Source organism: Pantoea sp. YU22, assembly GCF_003970755.1.
Lineage (GTDB): Bacteria > Pseudomonadota > Gammaproteobacteria > Enterobacterales > Enterobacteriaceae > Pantoea > Pantoea piersonii.
The window spans coordinates 378,207-400,116 of sequence record NZ_RYDU01000001.1 but is presented as its reverse complement, the minus strand read 5'-3'; the positions used below and the strand labels follow the sequence as shown (position 1 = coordinate 400,116).

The window sequence follows — 21,910 nt, the reverse complement described above, 5'->3', positions numbered from 1 at the left end:
ATTAGAAATACGCCGCCCTTTTCTTTGCGTCATTGCCAGCCAGGAGACGGCCCTGTCGAAATTGCGAAGGTTTGCCCCGCGCTGGGGCTCTACTTTCTATTCATTCCGAGTGTGTCGTCCGGATAACAAAGGATGTAGTGACTATGGCTATAAAGGAGCATCCGTATGCGAACGCGTAAAATTGGTTTTGGCCACTATCTGGCTTACGGCTCCGGGGACTTTCTCGGCGCAGGCACCACGGCACTTACCGCCGCCTGGCTGCTCTATTTTTATACCACCTTCTGCGGCCTGACGCCCATCGAGGCGACGTTTATCTTCGCCGCCGCGCGCGTGCTGGACGCGGTGGTCAGCCCGCTGATGGGCTTTCTGACTGATAATTTCGGCTCAACCTGGCTGGGCAAGCGCTTCGGCCGCCGCAAGTTTTTTATTCTGCTCGGCATTCCCTGCGTCTTCAGCTACAGCCTGATGTGGATCGGCGATATGAGTTTCTGGTGGTATCTCGCCACCTATCTGCTGTTCGATATCGTCTACACCATGATTCTGGTGCCCTATGAGACTCTGGTGCCGGAAATGACCGACGATTTCAAACAAAAGACCCGCTTTTCCGGCGCACGTATCGCGCTGGCGCAGCTGTCGGCGATTCTGGCAGCCTTCCTGCCGGGCATTTTGATCGGCGCGCTGGGCAAAGATAATCCGCTCTCCTTCTTTTACGCCAGCCTGGTCTTCTCGATTATCTGCGCGCTGGTGCTGACGCTGGTCTGGCTCTTCACCTGGGAGCGCGATCCGGCCGATTTCTCCGAAGAGTCGCGCCGCGCTGAGGAGGAGAAACGGCAGCTGACGCTGCTGCAGAACCTGAAGCGTCTCTATGTCGAGCTTGCCTCCACGCTGCGCATCCGCATTTTTCGTCAGCATCTCGGCATGTATCTGGGCGGCTATATCGCGCAGGACGTTTTTAACGCCGTCTTTACCTGGTATGTGGTATTCGTGCTGATGCAGAGCGCGCAGATCGCCTCCAGCCTGATGGGCACTATGGCGGTGCTGCAGTTTATCGCCGTGATGGGCATGATCCCGCTCTGTATCCGTCTGGGTCCGGCGCCCGCCTATCGTCTGGTCGTGACGCTGTTTGCCGCCGCCGCGATCTCCTACGCCGGCCTCTGGTATGCGGGCATGAACGACAACTTCTCCCTGCTGCTGCTGATCTCCGCGCTGGCGGGCCTTGGACGCGGCGGCATCAACTACGTTCCCTGGAATATTTATACCTATATCGCAGACGTGGATGAGGTGATTACGGGTCAGCGCCGCGAAGGGATTTTCGCCGGTATTATGACGCTGACCCGCAAAGCGTCTCAGGCGGGCGCGGTGATGCTGGTCGGCATCGTGCTGCAGCTTTCCGGCTTCGTCTCGGGCCAGGCGACGCAGGCCCCGAGCGTGAGCCATACCATTCTTGGCATTCTCAGCCTCGGCACCCTGTGCGTACTGGCGTGCGGTTTCCTGGTCTCGCTGCGTTTCAAACTTAATCTGCAAACCCACACCGTGCTGCGTGAAGAGACGCAGAAGATGCGTGAAGCTGACCGCGTTTTGCCGGAGCGCATTACGCCGGAAGCCCGCAGCATCGTCGAAACGCTGGCCGGCATGCCTTATGAAAATCTGTGGGGCAATAACAATATCGGCTTCCTTAACCGTCATAAACCGGCCGCGCCGCCGTTGACGTCCGCGCGTCCGCTCACTTCTCCCCTGACTACGACCCTGAAACGATAGGAATGAACCATGACTGTATTCCCTGTGAAACAGAGTGCGCTGTTGTGCCAACCAGAATTTCTGCTGCCGCGCCGGGAGCTGTTGCAACTGATTCACAAGCTGACGCAAAACCTGGTGAACATCACCGATGAAACGGGAGACTTCCTGCTGCGTCTTGACGACGGGCGCGTGATTGATACCAAAGGCTGGGCAGGCTGGGAATGGACGCACGGCATCGGCCTTTACGGCATGCTGCACTATTATCAGCAAACCGGCGATAAAGAGACGCTGGGGATTATCGACGACTGGTTCGCTGCGCGCCTTGCGGAAGGCACGCCGACCAAAAACGTCAATACCGTGGCGCCTTTTCTGACGCTGGCCTGGCGCTATGAAGAGACCGGCAACGCCGCCTGGCGTCCGGTGCTGGAGCGCTGGGCGGAATGGGTAATGTATGAGATGCCGCGCACTGAACAAGGCGGCCTGCAGCATATCGTCTACAACAATGAAAACCACCAGCAGCTCTGGGACGACACGCTGATGATGAGCGTGATGGCGCTGGCGAAAATCGGCCAGCTGCTTAATCGTCAGGAGTTTATCGAAGAAGCCAGCTATCAGTTCCTGCTGCACACGCAATATCTGATGGATCGGCAGACCGGACTCTGGTTTCACGGCTGGAACTTCGAGGGTCGTCATAACTTCGCTAATGCGCGCTGGGCGCGCGGCAACAGCTGGATCACCATCGCGATCCCTGACTTTCTTGAGATGATGAACTGGCCGGAACAGCACGCGACGCGCCGCTTCCTGCTGCAGGTGCTGGAGAGCCAGGTGAAAGCGCTGCGCGACTGCCAGCATCCGAGCGGTCTGTGGCATACGCTGCTGGACGATCCCGACAGCTATCTCGAAGCGTCGGCGACTGCGGGCTTCGCCTACGGCATTATCAAGGCGGTGCGCAAGCGCTATCTCAGCGCTGAGTATCTGCCTACCGGGCTTAATGCGCTGCGCGGCGTTATTGCCAATATTGATGAGGAAGGCGAGCTGAAACAGGTCTCGTTCGGCACCGCAATGGGCAGCGATCTTGACTACTACCGCACCGTTCCGTTGACCTCAATGCCTTACGGACAGGCGATGGCGCTGCTATGCCTGACGGAGTACCTGCGGGTCTATCTCTGAATACTTAGCGCAAACAAAAAAAGCCCCTTACGGGGCTTTTTCTTTATTGCCGTTACATACTGCGAATGTAGTCGTCCATATCGGTTTTCAGGTTATCGGACTTGGTGCCGAAAATCGCCTGAACGCCGGAGCCTGCCACCACGACGCCACGGGCGCCAAGGTTTTTCAGCTCGGCCTGATTAACCTTGCTGACATCAGCCACGCTGACGCGCAGTCGGGTAATACAGGCGTCCAGGTTCGTGATGTTCTCTTTGCCGCCGAAAGCGGAGACCAGTTTGCCAGCCATCTCGCTGCCGGTCGCGGAAGAGGACTCGGTCGTCGTCTCTTCGCGGCCAGGCGTTTTCAGATTCAGCTTCACGATCAGCACACGGAAAATGGTGTAGTAAATCAGACCGTAAATGATGCCGATAACCGGGAAGAGCCAGATTTTGCTGCTGTTGCCGCTCAGCACGATAAAGTCGATCAGGCCGTGCGAGAAGCTGGTGCCGTCACGCATACCGAGCAGAATACAGATCGGGAACGCCAGACCGGCCAGAATCGCGTGGATCACATAGAGGATCGGCGCAACGAACATAAAGGAGAACTCGATCGGCTCGGTGATGCCGGTCAGGAACGCGGTCAGCGCAGCGGAGATCATGATACCGCCCACTTTGGCGCGGTTCTCAGGTTTCGCTGAGTGCCAGATGGCGATTGCCGCTGCCGGCAGACCGTACATCTTGAACAGGAAGCCGCCAGAGAGTTTGCCCGCCGTCGGATCGCCCGCCATATAACGCGGAATATCGCCGTGGAAAACCTGACCTGCCGCGTTGGTGAATTCGCCGATCTGCATCTGGAAAGGAACGTTCCAGATATGGTGCAGGCCGAAAGGCACCAGCGCGCGCTCAACCACGCCGTAAATACCGAAGGCGACAACCGGGTTCTGGTAGGCAGCCCACTGTGAGAACTCCTGAATTGCCGAGCCAATCGGCGGCCAGATAAAGGAGAGCACGACGCCCAGAACGATCGCCGTCAGGCCGGAGATAATCGGCACAAAGCGTTTACCGGCAAAGAAGCCCAGGTATTCCGGCAGCTTGATACGGTAGAAGCGGTTGAACATATAGGCTGCAATCGCACCGGCGATAATGCCGCCCAGCACGCCGGTATCCGCCAGATGATGCGCGGCAATATCCTCAGCCGAAAGATGCAGCACCAGCGGCGCGACTACCGCCATGGTTTTCACCATGATGCCGTACGCCACCACCGACGCCAGCGCGGAAACGCCGTCGTTATTGGTAAAGCCGAGCGCCACGCCGATAGCGAAGATCAGCGGCATATTAGCAAACACCGAGCCGCCCGCTTCCGCCATAACATGGGAAACGACGGCTGGCAGCCAGCTAAAGTTTGCCGAACCAACACCTAATAAAATACCGGCGATCGGCAGAACCGATACCGGCAGCATGAGCGATTTACCGACCTTTTGCAGGTTCGCAAATGCGTTCTTGAACATAGCCTGAAGCTCCTGAGTATGAGTGCGATTTTGCGCAGTGCGCTGGGTCGTGGGGGAGGATCCGCAACCCGTCTGGCGGTGACCGCCTTGTAATTATTACGAAGGGTAAAATAAATCAGCTGGCGTTACTTTGATGACTATCACGTTTCCAGGAAACATGGCGCTGGATATCAGTATATTCTGACTGACAGCGCGCGGTTTACCCCCATAAAACAGTAGCCCTGCCTTAAAAAGCAGGGCTATTAATCGTTATTATCGAATTATTACAGACTATGAAATAAAACCTTAACCACCGAGTCGGCTTAACGGCACGCGGAAAAGCGTAGAGAAGTTCTGCGTGGTGGCGGCAGCCAGGGTTTCAATATCTACCCCTTTCAGCACGGCAAGATAATCCGCTACGTCGCGCGTATAAGCTGGCTGGTTCTCTTTGCCGCGATACGGCACCGGCGCCAGATAAGGCGAATCGGTTTCCACCAGCATGCGATCCAGCGGAACATAGCGCGCCGCTTCGCGCAGCTGTTCGGCGTTACGGAAGGTCACAATGCCGGAAAAAGAGATGTAGAAACCCATATCCAGCAGCTTCGCCGCCGTCGCCTGATCTTCGGTAAAGCAGTGCAGCACGCCGCCGCAGCGCTCGACCTGCTCTTCGCGCAGGATAGCCAGCGTATCGTCACGCGCGTCGCGGGTATGCACGATAATCGGCTTGTTCAGCGCAATACCGGTGCGGATATGCTCGCGGAACGACGCCTGCTGCTGCGCCTTAGTTTCCTGCTGATAATAGTAGTCGAGGCCGGTTTCACCCAGCGCCACGACGCGCGGATCGGCGGCCAGACGACGAAACTCTTCCACGTCGTAAGGCTCTTCCTGATTCAGGGGGTGCACGCCTACTGAGAGCGCAATATTTTCACGCTCGCCGACCAGCGCTTTCAGCGTATGAAAACCCGGCAGCGTGGTGGCGATCGCCAGCATAAATTTCACGTCGCGCGCGGCAGCTTTAGCGATCACGTCATCGAGATCGCGATGGTTCTTTTCATAATCCAGGCCATCAAGATGGCAGTGTGAATCCACAATAAACATAACGGTCTCGTTTTGTCGTTAAGCGACTACGCCGGGCTTACGTTTGTCAGCCCAGCTCAGAAGTCGGTCGGTTAACAGAAGTTCGCGGTTAACGGCGGCCACGTGGAGCAGCTGTTCCCGGCACTGCATCCACTCGCGCGCGCTCTCATCCAGCGCCCGGGCGGAGAAGGTCTCTGACAGCAGCGCAACCACATCCTGCCGATCGGGATTGCTCAACCAGCGCGTCGCGCCCTGCTGCCATTTGATCGCATCCACCAGCAGCGCCATCAGCCAGCTGATGCGCGCGGCGACATCCTCGGCGTTGAGCGCCGGAAGCAGCAACAGAATATCCTGCTGCAGCGCGGCTGGCAGCGCGTCGCACAACGTCTGGCGCGCCTGCCAGCGCGCAGGCTCCAGCAGCTGTAGCGCCGCCGCCGGCGCGCCCGCGCTGAGGCGCAGCGCAGTCTGTAGCGCGGCCGTCTCCTGCGGTGTTTGCTTGCTCAGCCACTGCAGGCTTTGCGCCTCATCCGGCGGCGCCAGAGAGAGCGCCATACAGCGGCTGCGCAGCGTGGCTAACAGTCGCGAAGGTTCACGGCTGCTGAGAAAAAACCAGCTATTGGCCGGCGGCTCTTCCAGGGTTTTTAACAGCGCATTCGCCGCTGATTCGCTCAGCTGCGCGGCATCGGGAAGCCAGACGATTTTCGCACCGCCCTGCTGGGCGAAATGATAGAGCGTCTCCGTTACCTGGCGCACCGCGTCAATACCCAGCGTGCTTTTGCCTTTTTCCGCCTCCAGCCGATACCAGTCGGGATGCGTCTGCGCCTGCATCAGCTGGCAGCCGTGACAGAGGCCGCAGCTTTTCAGCCCGTCCGGCTGCTGGCACATCAGCCAGCGGCTGACGCCCCACACCAGCGCATCATCCCCCATGCCCGCGATCGCCTGGATCAGCAGCGCATGATGAGCGCGACCCGCCTGGTGCTGACCGATGATATAGCGGTAAGGCTGGTTCAGCCACGGATACCAGTTCATGCCTGCTGTTCCAGCCAGCGCGTCAACGTCGCTTTAATCGCCTGGGTAACGCTGGCGAGCGGCTGCGTGGCGTCCACGGTCAGGATGCTGCGGTCCTCGGCCGCCAGCGCCAGATAGCGCTCGCGAGTGCGTTCAAAAAAGCGCAGCGATTCCTGCTCGATGCGATCCAGCTCGCCGCGCGCCCGGGCCCGCTGCAGGCCAATTTCCGGCGTAACGTCGAGATAGAGCTGAAGATCGGGACGGAAATCGCCCAGCACGGCATCACGCAGGGTGCGCATCAGCGCGCTGTCCACTCCGCGTCCGCCGCCCTGGTAGGCCTGCGAAGAGAGATCGTGCCGATCGCCAATCACCCATGCGCCGCGCGCCAGGGCAGGCTTAATGACGGTATCGACCAGCTGCACGCGCGCGGCATAGAGCATTAGCAGCTCCGCTTTGTCTGTCACCTGCTCGCCTTCGATGCCCTGCTTCACCAGAACACGCAGCTGCTCCGCCAGCGGTGTGCCGCCCGGCTCGCGGGTGAACACGATATCCTGAATGCCCCGTTCGCGCAGCGTGGCGACAATCGCCTCGCGCGCAGTGGTTTTCCCGGCGCCTTCCAGGCCTTCAATGACGATAAACTTACTTTTCATCTTTTTCCTTTAGCGTTTGCCGGTAAGCCTGTACCGCCTGGTTATGACTGGCAAGATTGGTGGTAAAGGTGTGACCGCCCTTGCCGTCGGCGACAAAATAGAGGTAACTGGTTTTTTCCGGATGTGCCGCCGCTTCCAGCGAGGCTTTGCTCGGCGCGGCGATCGGGCCTGGCGGCAAACCGTTAATCGTGTAGGTATTGTAATCGGTCGGCGTCTCAAGGTCTTTACGCGTCAGCGTGCCTGTATATTTATCGCCCATGCCGTAAATCACTGTAGGATCGGTTTGCAGCTTCATGCCGGTGCGCAGCCGGTTGATAAACACTGAGGCGACGCGCGCGCGTTCGGCGCTGACGGCGGTCTCTTTCTCAATGACCGACGCCATGGTCACCATCTCCTGCGGATTTTTGTAGGGCAAATCCGCCATGCGCTCCCGCCAGATCTGGTCCACCAGCGCCGTCATGCGGGCATGCGCGCGCTGCAGCAGCGCGATGTCGCTGGTATTGGCGGTATAGAGATAGGTATCCGGATAGAAGCTCCCTTCCAACGCCAGCGGATCGATATTAAGCGTTTTCGCCAGCGTGGCGAACTGATCATCTTTCAGCGTGTGTCGGAGATAGGGGGCGGCGCGCAGCTCGGCGAGCCATTCATTAAGACGCTGGCCTTCTACCAGCCGCAGCGGAAACTGCGCCTCTTTACCGCTGGCGAGCAGCTGCAGCAGCGCCCGCACCGTCATTCCTTTCTCCAGCCGGTAGGTGCCCGCTTTAAACCGGGCCAGTTCCGGCTCCAGCTTAAGCAGCGGGCCAAACCAGATGCTCTGCGGAATAAGATGCTGGCTCTCCAGCTGCGCTTCCAGCGCTACCCGGCCGGTGCCCGCCGGCAAGGTATAGATAGTTTCCTGGTCAATGGTTAACGGAGCCGCGGCGAAGCGCTGGATCTGCCAGTAGCTAAAGGCCGCCGCAAGGATCAAAATCGCCGCAGCGACGGCGAAAATTTTTTTAGTTCGACTCATTTTGCTTCCATTAAATAGCCGCTTTCCTGTAACCGGCGGTAAAGCGTGCGTTCGCTGAATAATCTGTCGTCCAGCTGCCGCACCGGCAACACCGGCATCAGGGCATTGCAGATAACGATTTCGTCGGCCGCCAGCAGCTGCGCTGGCTCGCAGCGTACCACATGACAAATCTGGCCTGCGGCGGCCATTTGCGCCATCAGATAGCGCCGCATGACGCCATCGACGCCGGACTGCGTCAGGTCGGGCGTAAAGATACGATCGCCCTGCCGCCAGAATAAATTGGCCGCACAGCATTCCACCACGTAGCCCGCAGTGTCAAGCACCAGCGCCTCCTCGGCGTCGCTCTGGTCGAGATGCGCGCGGATCAATACCTGCTCCAGGCGATTCAGGTGCTTAATGCCCGCCAGCAGCGGGTTCTGCGCCAGCCGGACCGGACTGGTTTGCAGCTTAACGCCCTGCGCCTGCAGCGGCAGATAATGGTGCGGCCATGGCGCAACCGAGACGATGCGCGTGGCGCCGCTGCCACCTTTGCGGCTGTAGCCGCGTCCGCCTGAGCCAGCGCTGATAATGACTTTTAGTACCGCCTGCTTGTGCGGCTGCGCGGCAACGCGCATTTCTCTCTCCAGCCGCGTCCAGTCAACCTCGGGCATCATTAGCCGTTCGCAGCCCTCGCGCAGCCGCCGCAGGTGCGCGTCCAGCAGCTGAATATGGCCATTATCGACCGCCGCCGTGGTAAAACAGCCATCACCAAACTGCGTCGCGCGATCGCTGGCTGAGAGAGTAAGTTGCTCCGTTCCGTTGATCCACATGGGACTCTCCCGCAAGGAAAAGCGCTATGGTAGCGCTTTGTATTGTGATAATCCGTTTCAGAGCCTTTCTGAATAGAAAAAAGGCCCGCATTTGCGGGCCTTTTGCCAGAACGTGAATCGTCAGACTTTACGGAAGATCAACGAGCCGTTAGTGCCGCCGAAGCCGAAGGAGTTACACAGCGTGTACTCCAGGCCGCTGACCTGACGCGCCGTGTGGGGCACGAAGTCGAGATCGCAACCCTCATCCGGGTTATCCAGATTGATGGTCGGCGGAACGGCCTGGTCGCGCAGCGCCAGGATCGAGTAGATAGACTCTACCGCGCCTGCCGCACCCAGCAGATGGCCGGTCATTGATTTGGTCGAGCTGACCATAACGGTTTTCGCTGCAGCGCCGAAAATGGTTTTTACCGCCTGCGCTTCTGCTTTGTCACCCGCTGGCGTAGACGTGCCGTGCGCGTTAACGTAGCCGATTTGCTCCGGCGACAGCTGCGCATCACGCAGCGCATTTTCCATCGCCAGCGCTGCGCCTGCGCCATTTTCCGGCGGCGAAGTCATGTGGTAAGCATCGCTGCTCATGCCGAAGCCGACAATTTCCGCATAGATCTTCGCGCCGCGTTTTTTAGCGTGCTCATACTCTTCCAGCACGATAATGCCTGCGCCGTCGCCCAGCACGAAGCCATCACGATCTTTATCCCACGGACGGCTTGCCGCCTGCGGGTTATCGTTGCGCGTAGAGAGCGCGCGCGCAGCGCCAAAGCCGCCGACACCCAGTGGGGTGCTGGCCTTTTCTGCGCCGCCCGCCAGCATCACGTCAGCATCGTTATAGGCGATAATGCGCGCCGCATGGCCGATGTTGTGCACGCCTGAAGTACAGGCTGTCGCGATAGAGATACTGGGGCCTTTCAGGCCGTACATAATCGTCAGGTGCCCAGCAACCATATTGACGATGGTCGAAGGAACAAAGAACGGACTGATTTTGCGCGGACCGCCGTTGACCAGCGAGGTGTGGTTCTCTTCAATCAGACCCAGTCCGCCGATGCCGGAACCAATCGCCGCGCCGATACGACCAGCGTTCTCATCGGTCACGACCAGACCCGAATCCTGCATAGCCTGCACGCCGGCAACAATACCGTATTGGATGAAGTCATCCATCTTGCGCTGATCTTTGCGCGAGATGATTTCATCACAATTAAAATCTCTTACAATGCCAGCAAATCGGGTTGCGTAGGCACTCGTATCAAAATGGTCGATCAGGTTAATGCCGCTCTGACCGGCAAGGAGAGCACTCCAGGTAGACTCTACGGTTTTGCCGACAGGAGACAACATGCCAAGACCGGTCACAACTACACGACGCTTAGACACGTTCGTCCTCCAGGGAGGGGAAATATAAACTCTGTGGGACAAGCATAAAACTCAGGCGGTCGAGCGACCGCCTGAAGATATTCATTAGCCTTGGTGGCTATTGATGTAGTCGATCGCTGCCTGAACGGTAGTGATTTTCTCAGCTTCTTCGTCTGGAATCTCAGTATCAAACTCTTCTTCCAGAGCCATTACCAGCTCAACGGTGTCAAGAGAATCAGCACCCAGGTCTTCAACGAAAGATGCAGAGTTAGTTACTTCGTCCTCTTTCACACCCAGCTGCTCAGCAATGATTTTCTTAACGCGTTGTTCGATATCGCTCATACTATTTAATTTCCTATCAAAACTCGCTTTCGCGATGGTTTTCGTAGTGTATAAAATGTTGAAAAAGATGCAACAAAATCCCGGCTGGTCGAACCACGATTTTACGCTATTTTGCGGTTTTTACCGCAAATAATGCAAATGATTTCGTGAATATCAGACCATGTACATGCCGCCATTGACGTGCAGCGTCTCACCCGTGATGTAGGCTGCTTCGTCAGAGGCTAAAAATGCAACAGCATTGGCGATTTCCTGCGCGTCGCCTAAACGACCTGCCGGAACCTGCGCCAAAATGCCGGAACGTTGCTCTTCGCTCAGTGCACGCGTCATGTCCGTCTCAATAAAGCCCGGTGCCACGACGTTTACGGTAATGCCACGTGACGCAATTTCGCGCGCCAGTGATTTGCTAAAGCCAATCAAACCCGCCTTGGCTGCTGCGTAGTTTGCCTGGCCCGCGTTGCCCATGGTGCCAACAACGGAACCGATGGTAATGATACGACCCACACGTTTTTTCATCATGGCGCGCATAACTGCCTTAGACAGACGGAAAACCGACGTCAGGTTGGTATCCAGGATATCCGCCCATTCGTCGTCTTTCATGCGCATCAACAGATTATCACGCGTAATGCCTGCATTATTGACCAAAATGTCTACTTCGCCAAATTCTGCGCGAACCTTCTCCAGCACGCTGTCGATCGATGCGGGATCGGTCACATTCAGCAGCAGACCTTTGCCGTTATCGCCGAGGTAAGCACTGATGGCTTCTGCGCCGCTTTCGCTTGTCGCGGTGCCAACAACTTTGGCGCCGCGTGCAACCAGCGTTTCCGCGATAGCGCGGCCGATACCGCGGCTCGCGCCTGTTACCAGCGCAACTTTACCTTCAAAGCTCATGATTTTCCTCTTATTCCTGTTCAAGGGCCGCAGAAAGCGACGTCGGATCGTTTACCGCTGCCGCCGTCAGGCTGTCCACAATGCGTTTGGTCAGACCCGTCAGCACTTTGCCCGGTCCCATTTCCAGCAGTTGAGTAATGCCCTGTGACGCCATAAATTCTACGCTCTCGGTCCAGCGAACCGGGCTATAAAGCTGACGCACCAATGCGTGACGGATCGCCGCCGCATCGCTTTCGCATTTTACGTCAACGTTGTTCACCACCGGAACAGACGGTGCGTTGAAAGTCATCTTTTCCAGCGCGACCGCCAGCTTGTCCGCTGCGGGCTTCATCAGCGCGCAGTGCGACGGCACGCTGACCGGCAGCGGCAGCGCGCGCTTCGCGCCAGCGGCTTTACAGGCTGCGCCCGCGCGCTCGACCGCTTCTTTATTTCCGGCGATCACCACCTGACCCGGCGAGTTGAAGTTAACCGGCGAAACGACCTGGCCCTGCGCGCTCTCTTCGCACGCTTTGCGAATCGAGGCGTCATCCAGGCCGATAATCGCCTGCATCGCGCCGGTGCCTTCCGGTACCGCTTCCTGCATCAGTTTGCCGCGCAGCTCCACCAGCTTGATCGCATCGGCGAAATCAATAACGCCTGCGCACACCAATGCGGAGTATTCGCCCAGGCTGTGACCCGCCATCAGCGACGGCTGCTTGCCGCCCTGCTGTTGCCAGACGCGATAGATCGCGACGGAAGCGGCCAGCAGCGCAGGCTGCGTCTGCCAGGTCTTATTCAGCTCTTCAGCCGGTCCGTTGCTGACCAGCTGCCACAAATCATATCCCAGCGCGTCAGACGCTTCGCGGAAGGTCTCTTCCACCTGCGGATAGCTTGCCGCCAGCTCTGACAGCATGCCGACGGTCTGTGAACCCTGACCGGGAAAAACAAATGCAAATTGCGTCATCTTCAGTTCCTGTGAATCAAAAGCGAACCAGTGCGGAACCCCAGGTGAAACCGCCACCAAAGGCTTCCAGCAGAATCAGTTGTCCGGGTTTGATACGGCCGTCGCGTACGGCTTCATCCAGCGCGCTGGGCACCGAGGCCGCCGAGGTATTGCCGTGACGGTCCAGTGTGACCACCACTTTGTCCATGCCCATGCCAAGTTTTTTCGCCGTCGCGCTGATGATGCGCAGGTTAGCCTGATGCGGCACCAGCCAGTCGAGCATTTCGCGATCGAGATTGTTGGCCTGCAGCGTTTCGTCAACGATGTGCGCCAGTTCGGTCACCGCGACTTTAAAGACTTCATTGCCAGCCATGGTGAGATAGGCGGGTTCGTCCTGATGGGCGCGATTCTGGTAAGGGAGCGTCAGCAGCTGGCCATAACGGCCGTCAGCGTGCAGGTGAGTAGAGATGATGCCCTGCTCTTCGCTCGCGCCTAATACCACGGCGCCCGCGCCGTCGCCGAACAGAATAATGGTGCCGCGATCGTTCGGGTCAAGGGTGCGCGCCAGCACGTCGGAGCCAATCACCAGCGCGTGTTTTACCGCGCCGTTTTTGATGTACTGGTCCGCGACGCTCAGAGCGTAGGTAAAGCCTGCGCAGGCTGCCGCCAGATCGAATGCGGCACAGTCGTTGATGCCCAGCATCTGCTGGATCATGCAGGCCGAGCTGGGGAACGCATGGCTGGATGAGGTGGTGGCGACGATAATCAGTCCGATCTCGCTGGCCTCTACGCCCGCCATCTCCAGCGCGCGCTGCGCGGCGGCGAAGCCCATGCTGGCCACGGTTTCATCCGGCGCGGCAATGCGGCGCTCGCGGATGCCGGTGCGGGTTACGATCCACTCGTCCGACGTCTCCACCATTTTTTCCAGATCCGCATTCGAACGCACCTGGCTAGGCAAATAGCTGCCCGTACCGATAATTTTGGTAAACATCTAGGCTTTGTCACTCCTGGCTAATACAGCATCAAGGCGCGCGGCGATTCGTTCGGGAACCTGCCGTCGCACCGCCTGCTCTGCCTGCTCTATCGCCACGGCGAAGGCGCGTTGATTCGCTGCGCCATGGCTTTTGATCACTGTTCCGCGCAATCCTAACAGACAAGCGCCATTATACTGGTCGGGGTTGAGATGCCCGAAGCGCTGCGCCAGACGTTTCTGAATCCAGCGCCCCAGCAGCTTCAGCCACCATGACCGTTTTTTCCCCTCCCCTGAAGATTTCAGCAGGGAAAGGAACATTCTTACCACGCCTTCCATGGTTTTCAGCGTGACGTTGCCGACGAATCCGTCACACACCAGCACATCTGTCTTGCCGGTAAGCAGGTCGTTGCCTTCCAGGTAACCAATATAGTTAATGTGTTCGGATGCTTTTAACATACTGGCGGCGCCGCGGATACTCTCCAGCCCTTTGGTCTCTTCCTGACCAATATTGAGCAGCGCGACGCGAGGATTGGGGATCGCTAATACTTCTTCCGCCATCACCGCGCCCATTACGGCAAACTGCACCAGCATTTCGCTGTCCGACTCAACGTTAGCGCCTAAATCCAGCACCACCGTTTTACCGCGCTGCTGATGCGGCAGCACGGTCATTAACGCCGGGCGTTCAATGCCGTCCAGCGGTTTTATCATTAATTTCGCCAGCCCCATCAGGGCGCCGGTATTGCCGGCGCTGACACAGGCCTGCGCTCGTCCCTCTTTCACCAGCTCCAGCGCAATGCGCATTGAGCTGCCGCGGCTGTTGCGGATCGCCTGTGAGGGCCGCGCATCGCTTGCAATAACTGACTCCGCAGGCACAACCTGCAAACGCCCCAGTAAGGAGGAATCCGCTTTGGCAAGCAATGGAGTGATGTCGTCGGGAATGCCGACCAGAAGAAGATTGAGATGCGAATGAGAGGCCAGTGCCTGCAATGCTGCAGGCACTGTCACGCAGGGACCGAAATCCCCGCCCATGGCATCAATAGCCAGGGTCAAACGTGTCAAAGTATCACCTTGCTAAGCGCAAGTCTTACTTGGTGATAACCTTGCGACCGCGGTAGTAGCCATCCGCAGTGATGTGGTGACGCAGATGCGTTTCGCCAGAAACTTTATCTACAGACAGGGCAGCGGTGGTCAGCGCATCGTGCGAACGACGCATACCACGCTTAGAACGGGTGGGTTTATTCTGTTGTACGGCCATGGACCTTACTCCTATTACTTACGCTTTAAACTGGCTAATACGGCAAATGGGTTTGGTTTTTCCGCCTCTGCAGGCAATTTGCCAAAGACCATGTCCGCCTCGGACACTTCACAGTGTTCAGAATCATGCACCGGAACGACCGGCAGCGCGAGAATGATTTCATCCTCGATCACCGCCAGCAGATCGACTTCGCCAAAATCATCGACGTCGATCGGCTCGTAGGCTTCCGGCAGTGCCTCGGCCTGCTCATCATTTGAGACAGGACTGAAGCAATAGCTTACGTGGACAGAGTGAGGAAACGGCTGGTTGCAGCGCTGACAGCGCAATGTAACCTGCACATCCGCTGTACCTTGCAGTACGGCGAGGCGCTGGCTGTCAACCGCAAACGACATGGCACATTCCACATCACTGTCCACACTAACAACTGAGTCGGCTACGCGCTCCACCTGTTCAGGGGTGTAAACGCCCTGATAATCGAGGCGTTTTTGAGCGGCGCGGACCGGATCCAGCGTCAGGGGTAATTTTACCTTTTGCATAGGGCGCGCATATTAACTTTGTAACGTCATAGAGTCAAAGAAAAAGGCCGTGTAACAGCATCTTTCACCAGTTATTCGCATCCAGTGCGGCGCACAGTTTAAAATGAGTGTCACCAATTCGCCATTACTATTGTGAAAAAATGCCTGTCTCAATTCTTTTAGCCTCAACCTCGCCTTTCCGCCAGGCATTATTAGGCAAGCTCGGCCTGCCTTTTATTACCGCTGCGCCAGAGGTGGATGAAACGCCGCACGCCGGTGAAGATGCGGAAACGCTGGTCACGCGCCTCGCCGTCGCCAAAGCGCAGGCGCTGGCCGCCGACTATCCCGATAGCTGGATTATCGGCTCGGATCAGGTATGCGTGCTCAACGGCGCGATTACCGGCAAGCCGCATACCCCCGCGCGCGCCTTTGCGCAGCTACGTCAGGCGAGCGGCAACGCCATCACCTTTTACACCGGACTGGCGCTCTACCATCCCCGCAGCCAGCGGCTATTGCAGTGCTGCGAACCTTTTGTGGTGCACTTCCGCCCTCTCAGTGATGAGGAGATCCGCACCTATATAGAAAAAGAGCAGCCTTTACAGTGTGCAGGGAGTTTTAAAAGCGAAGGGATGGGGATTTGCCTGTTTGAACGGCTGGAGGGGCGCGACCCGAACACGCTGGTCGGCCTGCCGCTCATCGCGCTTAACAGCATGTTGCGGACGGTCGGCATCAACCCGCTGGGGTGACGCCGGCCCTGCGTTAGCTTTTCTGCTGACGCAGCGCCTTCAGGCAGCGTTTAAGCTCTTCATCAAGCGGCGCTTCTAAACGCAGCGTCTCACCGCTGTTGGGATGAGTAAACGTCAGCGCGGCGGCATGCAGGAACAAACGACGCAGCCCGGTAGCGGCCAGCTGACTGTCGAATTCACGCTCGCCGTAGCGGTCGTCGAAGGCGATAGGATGACCGGCATGCAGCGTATGGACGCGGATCTGGTGAGTACGTCCGGTAACCGGGCTTGCCTTGACCAGCGTGGCGAAGGCGAAGCGCTCTTCGACTTTAAAGCGCGTTTCCGACGGCTTGCCTTCGCTGCTGACGCGCACTACGCGTTCGCCGCTCTGCAGAATATTCTTCAGCAGCGGCGCCTGCACCACTTTCAGGTGTGAGGGCCAGCTGCCGCGCACCAGCGCCAGGTAATCTTTTTGCATCCCCTTTTCGCGCAGCTGCTCATGCAGCGAGCGCAGCGCCGACCGCTTTTTGGCGACCAGCAGCACGCCGGAGGTATCGCGATCGAGGCGATGCACCAGCTCAAGGAAACGCGCCTCCGGACGCAACGCGCGCAGCCCTTCGATCACGCCAAAGCTCAGCCCGCTGCCGCCATGCACCGCCGTGCCGGACGGCTTGTTCAGCACCAGGATATGGTCATCTTCAAAGATGATCGCTTCCGCCAGCGCCGCCACCTTCTCCAGCTTAGGCGAAACGGTCTGCTCTTCGCGCTCGGCGACACGCACCGGCGGAATGCGCACCTCGTCGCCCGCTTCCAGCTTGTATTCAGGCTTGATGCGCTTTTTATTCACCCGCACCTCGCCTTTACGCAGAATGCGGTAAATCATGCTTTTCGGCACGCCCTTAAGCTGGGTGCGTAAAAAGTTATCAATGCGTTGTCCGGCATTTTCAGCCGTGATGGCGACAAGCTGTACGCCAGGATTCTCAGTTTTCATGGCGGCGATTCTAAATAGTGTCCTGTGATAGCGCCACCCCTTTTTCTGTGCTTAACTCTCCTCTTGTCGCACGAAAAAGCGCAGCGTGCGCTGGCTTTTTCAGCAGCCTGCTCATTCGTCCGACATATTAAGGTGTTATGCATCACTAATCTTCATCAGGCGATAAAAGTCGCCTTGCTATATGAAGGTTAGCAATGGAATAATGCTTAAGTTTCTCGTCTGATGCACTTCAGGCCAGAAAAAGAGCTAATTAGTCATTTTGCCGGATGAAACGGACACGCAGCAATGGCGTAAGACGTGATGTTAATTCAGGCACTTAGCGGGCTGCGGGTTGCGGCCTGGACGGAATTTTGAGATGCAGGAGTTATCAGTTTCTCTCCGGCATTTCAGCGCAACGGCGCTGTTTTCCCTTATGAAAAACAGGCCACCGACGTTATTTGCGCCCCTCGCGCAGTCGACAACCGGGAGGTTGACGTAAAGCACTTAGTCACGGGGCCATCGGTCAAAACTCGTCCAGGGTAACTATGCCCGCAGCTTTATCACTCATGTGAGAATAACGAGTCAGAAACGATGAAAAGAATGTTAATTAATGCAACTCAGCAGGAGGAGTTGCGCGTTGCCCTGGTTGATGGACAACGTCTGTACGATCTGGATATCGAAAGCCCCGGACACGAACAGAAAAAAGCCAACATCTACAAAGGTAAAATTACCCGCATTGAACCCAGCCTTGAAGCTGCGTTTGTCGATTACGGCGCCGAGCGCCACGGTTTTCTCCCCCTGAAAGAAATCTCCCGCGAATACTTCCCTGCCAGCTACAACGCACAAGGCCGTCCGAATATTAAAGACGTGCTGCGCGAAGGTCAGGAAGTGATCGTTCAGATTGATAAAGAGGAGCGCGGCAATAAAGGCGCGGCGCTGACCACCTTTATCTCTCTGGCGGGCAGCTATCTGGTGCTGATGCCGAACAACCCCCGCGCGGGCGGCATCTCTCGCCGCATCGAAGGCGACGATCGCACCGAGCTGAAAGAGGCGCTCTCCTCGCTGGAGCTGCCGGACGGTATGGGTCTGATTGTGCGCACCGCGGGCGTAGGTAAATCCGCCGACGCGCTGCAGTGGGATCTGAGCTTCCGTCTGAAACACTGGGAAGCGATCAAGAAAGCCGCAGAAAACCGCCCCGCTCCCTTCCTGATCCATCAGGAAAGCAACGTTATCGTACGCGCCTTCCGCGACTATCTGCGCCAGGATATCGGCGAGATTCTGATCGACAACCCGAAGGTGCTTGAGCTGGCGCGCCAGCATATCGCCGCCCTCGGTCGTCCCGACTTCAGCAGCAAGATCAAGCTCTACACCGGCGAAATCCCGCTGTTCAGCCATTATCAGATCGAATCGCAGATTGAGTCCGCCTTCCAGCGCGAAGTGCGCCTGCCTTCCGGCGGCTCTATCGTTATCGACAGCACCGAAGCGTTGACCGCTATCGATATCAACTCAGCCCGCGCCACGCGCGGCGGCGATATCGAAGAGACAGCGTTCAACACCAACCTGGAAGCCGCCGATGAGATCGCGCGCCAGCTGCGTCTGCGCGACCTGGGCGGCCTGATCGTTATCGACTTTATCGATATGACGCCGGTGCGCCATCAGCGCGCGGTGGAAAATCGCCTGCGCGAAGCGGTACGTCAGGATCGCGCGCGCATTCAGATCAGCCATATTTCACGCTTTGGCCTGCTAGAGATGTCGCGTCAGCGCCTCAGCCCGTCGCTGGGCGAGTCGAGCCATCATGTCTGCCCGCGCTGTAGCGGCACCGGCACTATCCGTGACAATGAATCACTGTCGCTCTCTATTCTGCGCCTGATTGAAGAAGAAGCGCTGAAAGACAACACCAAAGAGGTGCACGCCATTGTTCCGGTGCAGATCGCCTCTTACCTGCTGAACGAAAAACGTGAAGCGGTGAACGCGATTGAGAAGCGCCAGGGCGGCGTCCGCGCCATTATCGTGCCGGACGACCGGATGGAAACGCCGCACTACTCCGTGCTGCGCGTACGTAAAGGCGAAGAAACGCAGACTCTCAGCTATCACCTGCCGAAGCTGCATGAAGCCGAAATGGCGATGCCGTCTGAAGAGGAACATGCCGAGCGCCGTCGTCCTGAGCAGCCTGCGCTGGCCGCTTTTGTAATGCCTGACGCGCCGCCGGTGCCTGCAGAGACCCCGGCAGAACAGCCGAAAGCCGATGTGCAGCCTGCGGCCAAACCTGCCGCCGCCGCCGCGACACCGGCCGCAGCAAGCACCAGCACTACCGGCACCGGTTTCTTCAGCCGCCTGCTGAAAAAGCTGTTCGGCAGCAATGAAGCCGCACCGGCTGCCCCGGCCGTAGAAGCGACGCCGACGCCGCAGGCCAGCAGTGAAGAGAGCGACAGCAGCGCCAAAGAGCGCGGCGATCGTCGCAATAACCGCCGCAACAATAACCGTCGCGAGCGTACGCCGCGCAACGGCGAAAACCGCGAGCCGCGCGAAAGCCGCGAGCCGCGTGAAAACCGTGAACCACGCGAAAGCCGTGAGCCGCGTGAAGGCCGCGAGCCGCGCGATAACGCCGATAACCGCCGCAATAAGCGCCAGGCGCCGCAGAATGAGGCACGCGAAGAGCGCAGCCCTGTTCTGAGCGACGAAGCGCGCCAGCAGCGTGAAGAGCAACAACAGCAGCGTCGCGAACAGCGCGCTGAGCGTCAGCGTCGTCGTCAGGAAGAGAAACGCGCGCAGCAGGAAGCGAGCAAAGTCGTCGAGCAGGCTGTTGCTGAAGTGGTCGAGACGCCGGAAGCGCAGGAAGAAGAGCGCGTTCAGGTCATGCCGCGCCGCAAACCGCGCCAGCTGGCGCAGAAAGTGCGCATTATCGACGAGAGCACGCAGCCGGTAGCTGAAGCTGTTGAGCCGCAGCCAGAAGTGGCGCGCAGCCTGCCGCAGAGCGAAGAACCTGTGCTGAACGATCAGGATGAGGCGGAAAGCCGCGACAACGGCAATATGCCACGCCGCTCGCGCCGTTCGCCGCGCCACCTGCGCGTCAGCGGCCAGCGTCGTCGTCGCTACCGTGACGAGCGTTATCCGACCGAGTCCGCCATGCCGCTTGCCGCTGCCGCTGCTTCGCCAGAGATGGCATCCGGCAAAGTCTGGGTACGTTATCCGGTCGCACAGCCGGTTGAGGCTCAGCAGCCGCAGCAGGAAGCGCCGGATTACAGCCAGCAAGAGACCGCAGACGTCATTGCGCTGCCGGTCGCCGCGGAAGAGATCGCGCCGCAGATTGCTGACGAGGTGCATCAGGCTGAACCGCAGGCGGAAACGCCGGTAACGCTGGTTAATACGGATAACACCACGCCGATTGACGCGCCGGTGAACCATGAGCCTGCCGTTATCCCGGCCGCTGACGAAGCGAAAGCGGAAGCGATTGCCGAACAGGCTGTTCCGGCCGCCCCGGTCGAGGAAGAGACGCCTGCTGTCGCTACCGAGATCGCCGCTGAAGCCGCGCATGACGTCACGCCGGAAGCAGAAGCGCAGGTTGAGGAAGTGCTGAACGCGCCGGTTGCGGCGGAAAGCAAACCTGAGCCGATCAGCGAACCGCATGCGCCCGTCCCGGCGCGCGATGCCGCGCCGCAGGAAGCTGCCGTCCGCTTTACCCATCACGCCACCGCGCCGATGACCAAAGCGCCGGCACCAGCCTGGCAGCCGGAGCCGGTACGCCACAGCGACTGGGTACGCTCGCCGTTCGCCTTCGAGGGCAAAGGCTCCGCTGGCGGTCACAGCGCGACGCATCAGGCCACCGCGCCTGCGACCCGACCTGAAAGCGCGGAATAATCTGACGCAACACAGTAAAACCCCGGCTTGCCGGGGTTTTTTATTTCTGTCTCTGGGCCAGCACGGGTGAGGTAACCGCTTGCACCATGCGCATCAGCCTGCCCATCCCTTCTTTCGTCGCAGCGCCCTGTTACAGGCAAAAAAAATCCCACGATACCGGTCAGGGTCGTGGGGCAAAATGAGCATGTCCGGTTCAGGCATGCTCGAATTCCTTTTTATTGTCAGGCGTTAAGCTGGAACAGCGACAGTTTGGACATGTCGGTAAAGGTCTTGTAAGAGGCCTGAAGCGCCGTTTGCTGCATGGTGTAGCTGGAGATAGCCGAGGTGTAGTCCGTATCGACCAGGTTGCTCATTTCGGTGTTCAGGATAACGTCGCGATCGTCGCCCTGCCCATCCAGCGTGCTCAGCTCAGAGAGCTGGGTGCCGATTTCAGAACGCACGGTCAGCACGTTATTCAGCGAGTTGCCCAGGCCGCGGTTGGTTTTATCCATCGCATCCTGGAAGGTCTTTTGCGTAGCGGCGTCAGCATCCGCCTGCGGCGTCTTCAGTGCGGCAATCGCGCTGTCGAGCATGTTAAAAAGATTGGTTTCGCTGGCGCTGCCGTCCGGCTCTTTGGTCGCGTTGCCGGTGATCGACATAAAGATATCGTCGCCGGTGTGCCCCACAGTCATGGTGCGGCTGGTATCGACCTTCTGCGTAATCGCGTCGGTGCCGCCTGTATAGCTCACTGCGCCGCTGCCGTTGTCTGCAAACGGCGCGCTGTCTGTTTTGTAACCGGCGAAGATATAGCGGCCGTTACCATCTTTGCTGTTTGCCAGGTTCAGCAGCTGAGAGCGCAGGCCCTCCAGCTGGGTGGCGATTGAGCCGCGGTCGTCGTCGCTCAGCGTGCCGGTAGAGCCGTAAACGATCAGCGTCTGCGCATCCTGAATGGTGCTGGTCACGCTGCTGAGCGTGTTCTCTTCCATCGACAGCCCCTGGTTCGCAAAGGTGCGCGCCAGCGCGTACTGGCTGCTCTGCGCCTGGGTCTGCGCCAGCACCACCGAGCGTGACGCAGCGATAGGATCGTCTGATGGATTGTTAACGCGGCGGCCGCTGGAGAGCTGCTCGCCGACTTTCAGCCAGGAGGCTTGCGAATCGCTGATACCGCGCACCTGCTGGTTAAAAATCATGTTTGTACTGAGTCGCATGGTTCTTTT

Annotated in this window: 20 protein-coding genes; 4 read left to right on the top strand and 16 right to left on the bottom strand. The window is 58.4% G+C overall.

The genetic code is table 11. The annotated features are described in order from the left end of the window. The first annotated feature begins 165 nt into the window (after positions 1-165). Positions 166-1,758, top strand: coding sequence for an MFS transporter (locus EKL29_RS01920; protein ID WP_126688710.1), 1,593 nt, complete (start codon positions 166-168; stop codon positions 1,756-1,758). Between the two features lie 9 nt (positions 1,759-1,767). Then, a complete protein-coding gene (locus tag EKL29_RS01915) occupies positions 1,768-2,907 on the top strand; it encodes a glycoside hydrolase family 105 protein (protein ID WP_126688709.1) in 1,140 nt (379 codons plus the stop codon). A 52-nt stretch (positions 2,908-2,959) separates the two neighbouring features. Here EKL29_RS01915 and ptsG read toward each other — a convergent pair whose 3' ends face one another. The 14 genes from ptsG to yceD all read right to left on the bottom strand — a co-directional run bounded on the left by ptsG (position 2,960) and on the right by yceD (position 15,182). Continuing rightward, positions 2,960-4,393 carry a PTS glucose transporter subunit IIBC gene (gene ptsG, locus EKL29_RS01910; protein WP_126688708.1) on the bottom strand — a complete coding sequence of 478 codons (1,434 nt, stop codon included), beginning with the start codon at positions 4,391-4,393 and terminating at the stop codon, positions 2,960-2,962. Between the two features lie 285 nt (positions 4,394-4,678). Continuing rightward, entirely contained in the window at positions 4,679-5,470 is a 792-nt protein-coding gene (locus tag EKL29_RS01905; protein WP_126688707.1) for a metal-dependent hydrolase, read from the bottom strand. Between the two features lie 18 nt (positions 5,471-5,488). Continuing rightward, positions 5,489-6,478, bottom strand: coding sequence for a DNA polymerase III subunit delta' (gene holB / locus EKL29_RS01900; RefSeq protein ID WP_120452053.1), 990 nt, complete (start codon positions 6,476-6,478; stop codon positions 5,489-5,491). Then, positions 6,475-7,107 carry a dTMP kinase gene (gene tmk / locus EKL29_RS01895; RefSeq protein WP_120452051.1) on the bottom strand — a complete coding sequence of 211 codons (633 nt, stop codon included), beginning with the start codon at positions 7,105-7,107 and terminating at the stop codon, positions 6,475-6,477. Before tmk ends, holB begins: the two co-directional genes overlap by 4 nt. Next, complete coding sequence (gene mltG, locus EKL29_RS01890) at positions 7,097-8,116, bottom strand: endolytic transglycosylase MltG (RefSeq protein ID WP_120452049.1); 1,020 nt, start codon at positions 8,114-8,116, stop codon at positions 7,097-7,099. The genes tmk and mltG overlap by 11 nt, the downstream gene beginning before the upstream one ends. Continuing rightward, positions 8,113-8,925, bottom strand: a complete 813-nt coding sequence (gene pabC, locus EKL29_RS01885; protein ID WP_126688706.1) for an aminodeoxychorismate lyase — start codon at positions 8,923-8,925, stop codon at positions 8,113-8,115. Before pabC ends, mltG begins: the two co-directional genes overlap by 4 nt. 120 nt (positions 8,926-9,045) lie before the next feature. Beyond that, positions 9,046-10,287 (bottom strand): beta-ketoacyl-ACP synthase II, encoded by a 1,242-nt coding sequence (gene fabF, locus EKL29_RS01880; protein WP_120452046.1) that lies wholly within the window; start codon positions 10,285-10,287, stop codon positions 9,046-9,048. A gap of 84 nt (positions 10,288-10,371) precedes the next feature. Next, entirely contained in the window at positions 10,372-10,608 is a 237-nt protein-coding gene (gene acpP / locus EKL29_RS01875; RefSeq protein ID WP_025901771.1) for an acyl carrier protein, read from the bottom strand. A 153-nt stretch (positions 10,609-10,761) separates the two neighbouring features. Further along, positions 10,762-11,496, bottom strand: a complete 735-nt coding sequence (gene fabG / locus EKL29_RS01870) for a 3-oxoacyl-ACP reductase FabG (protein WP_120452045.1) — start codon at positions 11,494-11,496, stop codon at positions 10,762-10,764. A 10-nt stretch (positions 11,497-11,506) separates the two neighbouring features. Further along, positions 11,507-12,439, bottom strand: coding sequence for an ACP S-malonyltransferase (gene fabD, locus EKL29_RS01865; protein ID WP_126688705.1), 933 nt, complete (start codon positions 12,437-12,439; stop codon positions 11,507-11,509). A 16-nt stretch (positions 12,440-12,455) separates the two neighbouring features. Then, positions 12,456-13,409, bottom strand: a complete 954-nt coding sequence (locus EKL29_RS01860; RefSeq protein ID WP_120452041.1) for a beta-ketoacyl-ACP synthase III — start codon at positions 13,407-13,409, stop codon at positions 12,456-12,458. Continuing rightward, positions 13,410-14,450: a phosphate acyltransferase PlsX gene (plsX, locus tag EKL29_RS01855; protein WP_120452039.1), complete on the bottom strand. Its 1,041-nt coding sequence runs from the start codon at positions 14,448-14,450 to the stop codon at positions 13,410-13,412. It lies immediately after the preceding gene. Positions 14,451-14,475: 25 nt separating this feature from the next. Continuing rightward, on the bottom strand, positions 14,476-14,646 hold the full coding sequence (gene rpmF, locus EKL29_RS01850) for a 50S ribosomal protein L32 (protein ID WP_007885783.1): 171 nt from the start codon (positions 14,644-14,646) through the stop codon (positions 14,476-14,478). Between the two features lie 14 nt (positions 14,647-14,660). Further along, a complete protein-coding gene (yceD, locus tag EKL29_RS01845) occupies positions 14,661-15,182 on the bottom strand; it encodes a 23S rRNA accumulation protein YceD (protein WP_120452037.1) in 522 nt (173 codons plus the stop codon). 140 nt (positions 15,183-15,322) lie between these two features. Here yceD and EKL29_RS01840 point away from each other — a divergent pair, with 140 nt between their 5' ends. Next, positions 15,323-15,907, top strand: coding sequence for a nucleoside triphosphate pyrophosphatase (locus EKL29_RS01840; RefSeq protein ID WP_120452035.1), 585 nt, complete (start codon positions 15,323-15,325; stop codon positions 15,905-15,907). Between the two features lie 13 nt (positions 15,908-15,920). On the opposite strand, the gene rluC is transcribed toward EKL29_RS01840, so the two are convergent. Then, on the bottom strand, positions 15,921-16,877 hold the full coding sequence (gene rluC, locus EKL29_RS01835; protein ID WP_126688704.1) for a 23S rRNA pseudouridine(955/2504/2580) synthase RluC: 957 nt from the start codon (positions 16,875-16,877) through the stop codon (positions 15,921-15,923). 570 nt (positions 16,878-17,447) lie between these two features. On the opposite strand from rluC, the gene rne reads away from it, so the two are divergent. After that, on the top strand, positions 17,448-20,714 hold the full coding sequence (rne, locus tag EKL29_RS01830) for a ribonuclease E (protein WP_126688703.1): 3,267 nt from the start codon (positions 17,448-17,450) through the stop codon (positions 20,712-20,714). A gap of 221 nt (positions 20,715-20,935) precedes the next feature. Here rne and flgL read toward each other — a convergent pair whose 3' ends face one another. Further along, positions 20,936-21,901: a flagellar hook-associated protein FlgL gene (flgL, locus tag EKL29_RS01825; RefSeq protein WP_120452029.1), complete on the bottom strand. Its 966-nt coding sequence runs from the start codon at positions 21,899-21,901 to the stop codon at positions 20,936-20,938. Positions 21,902-21,910 lie beyond the last annotated feature (9 nt).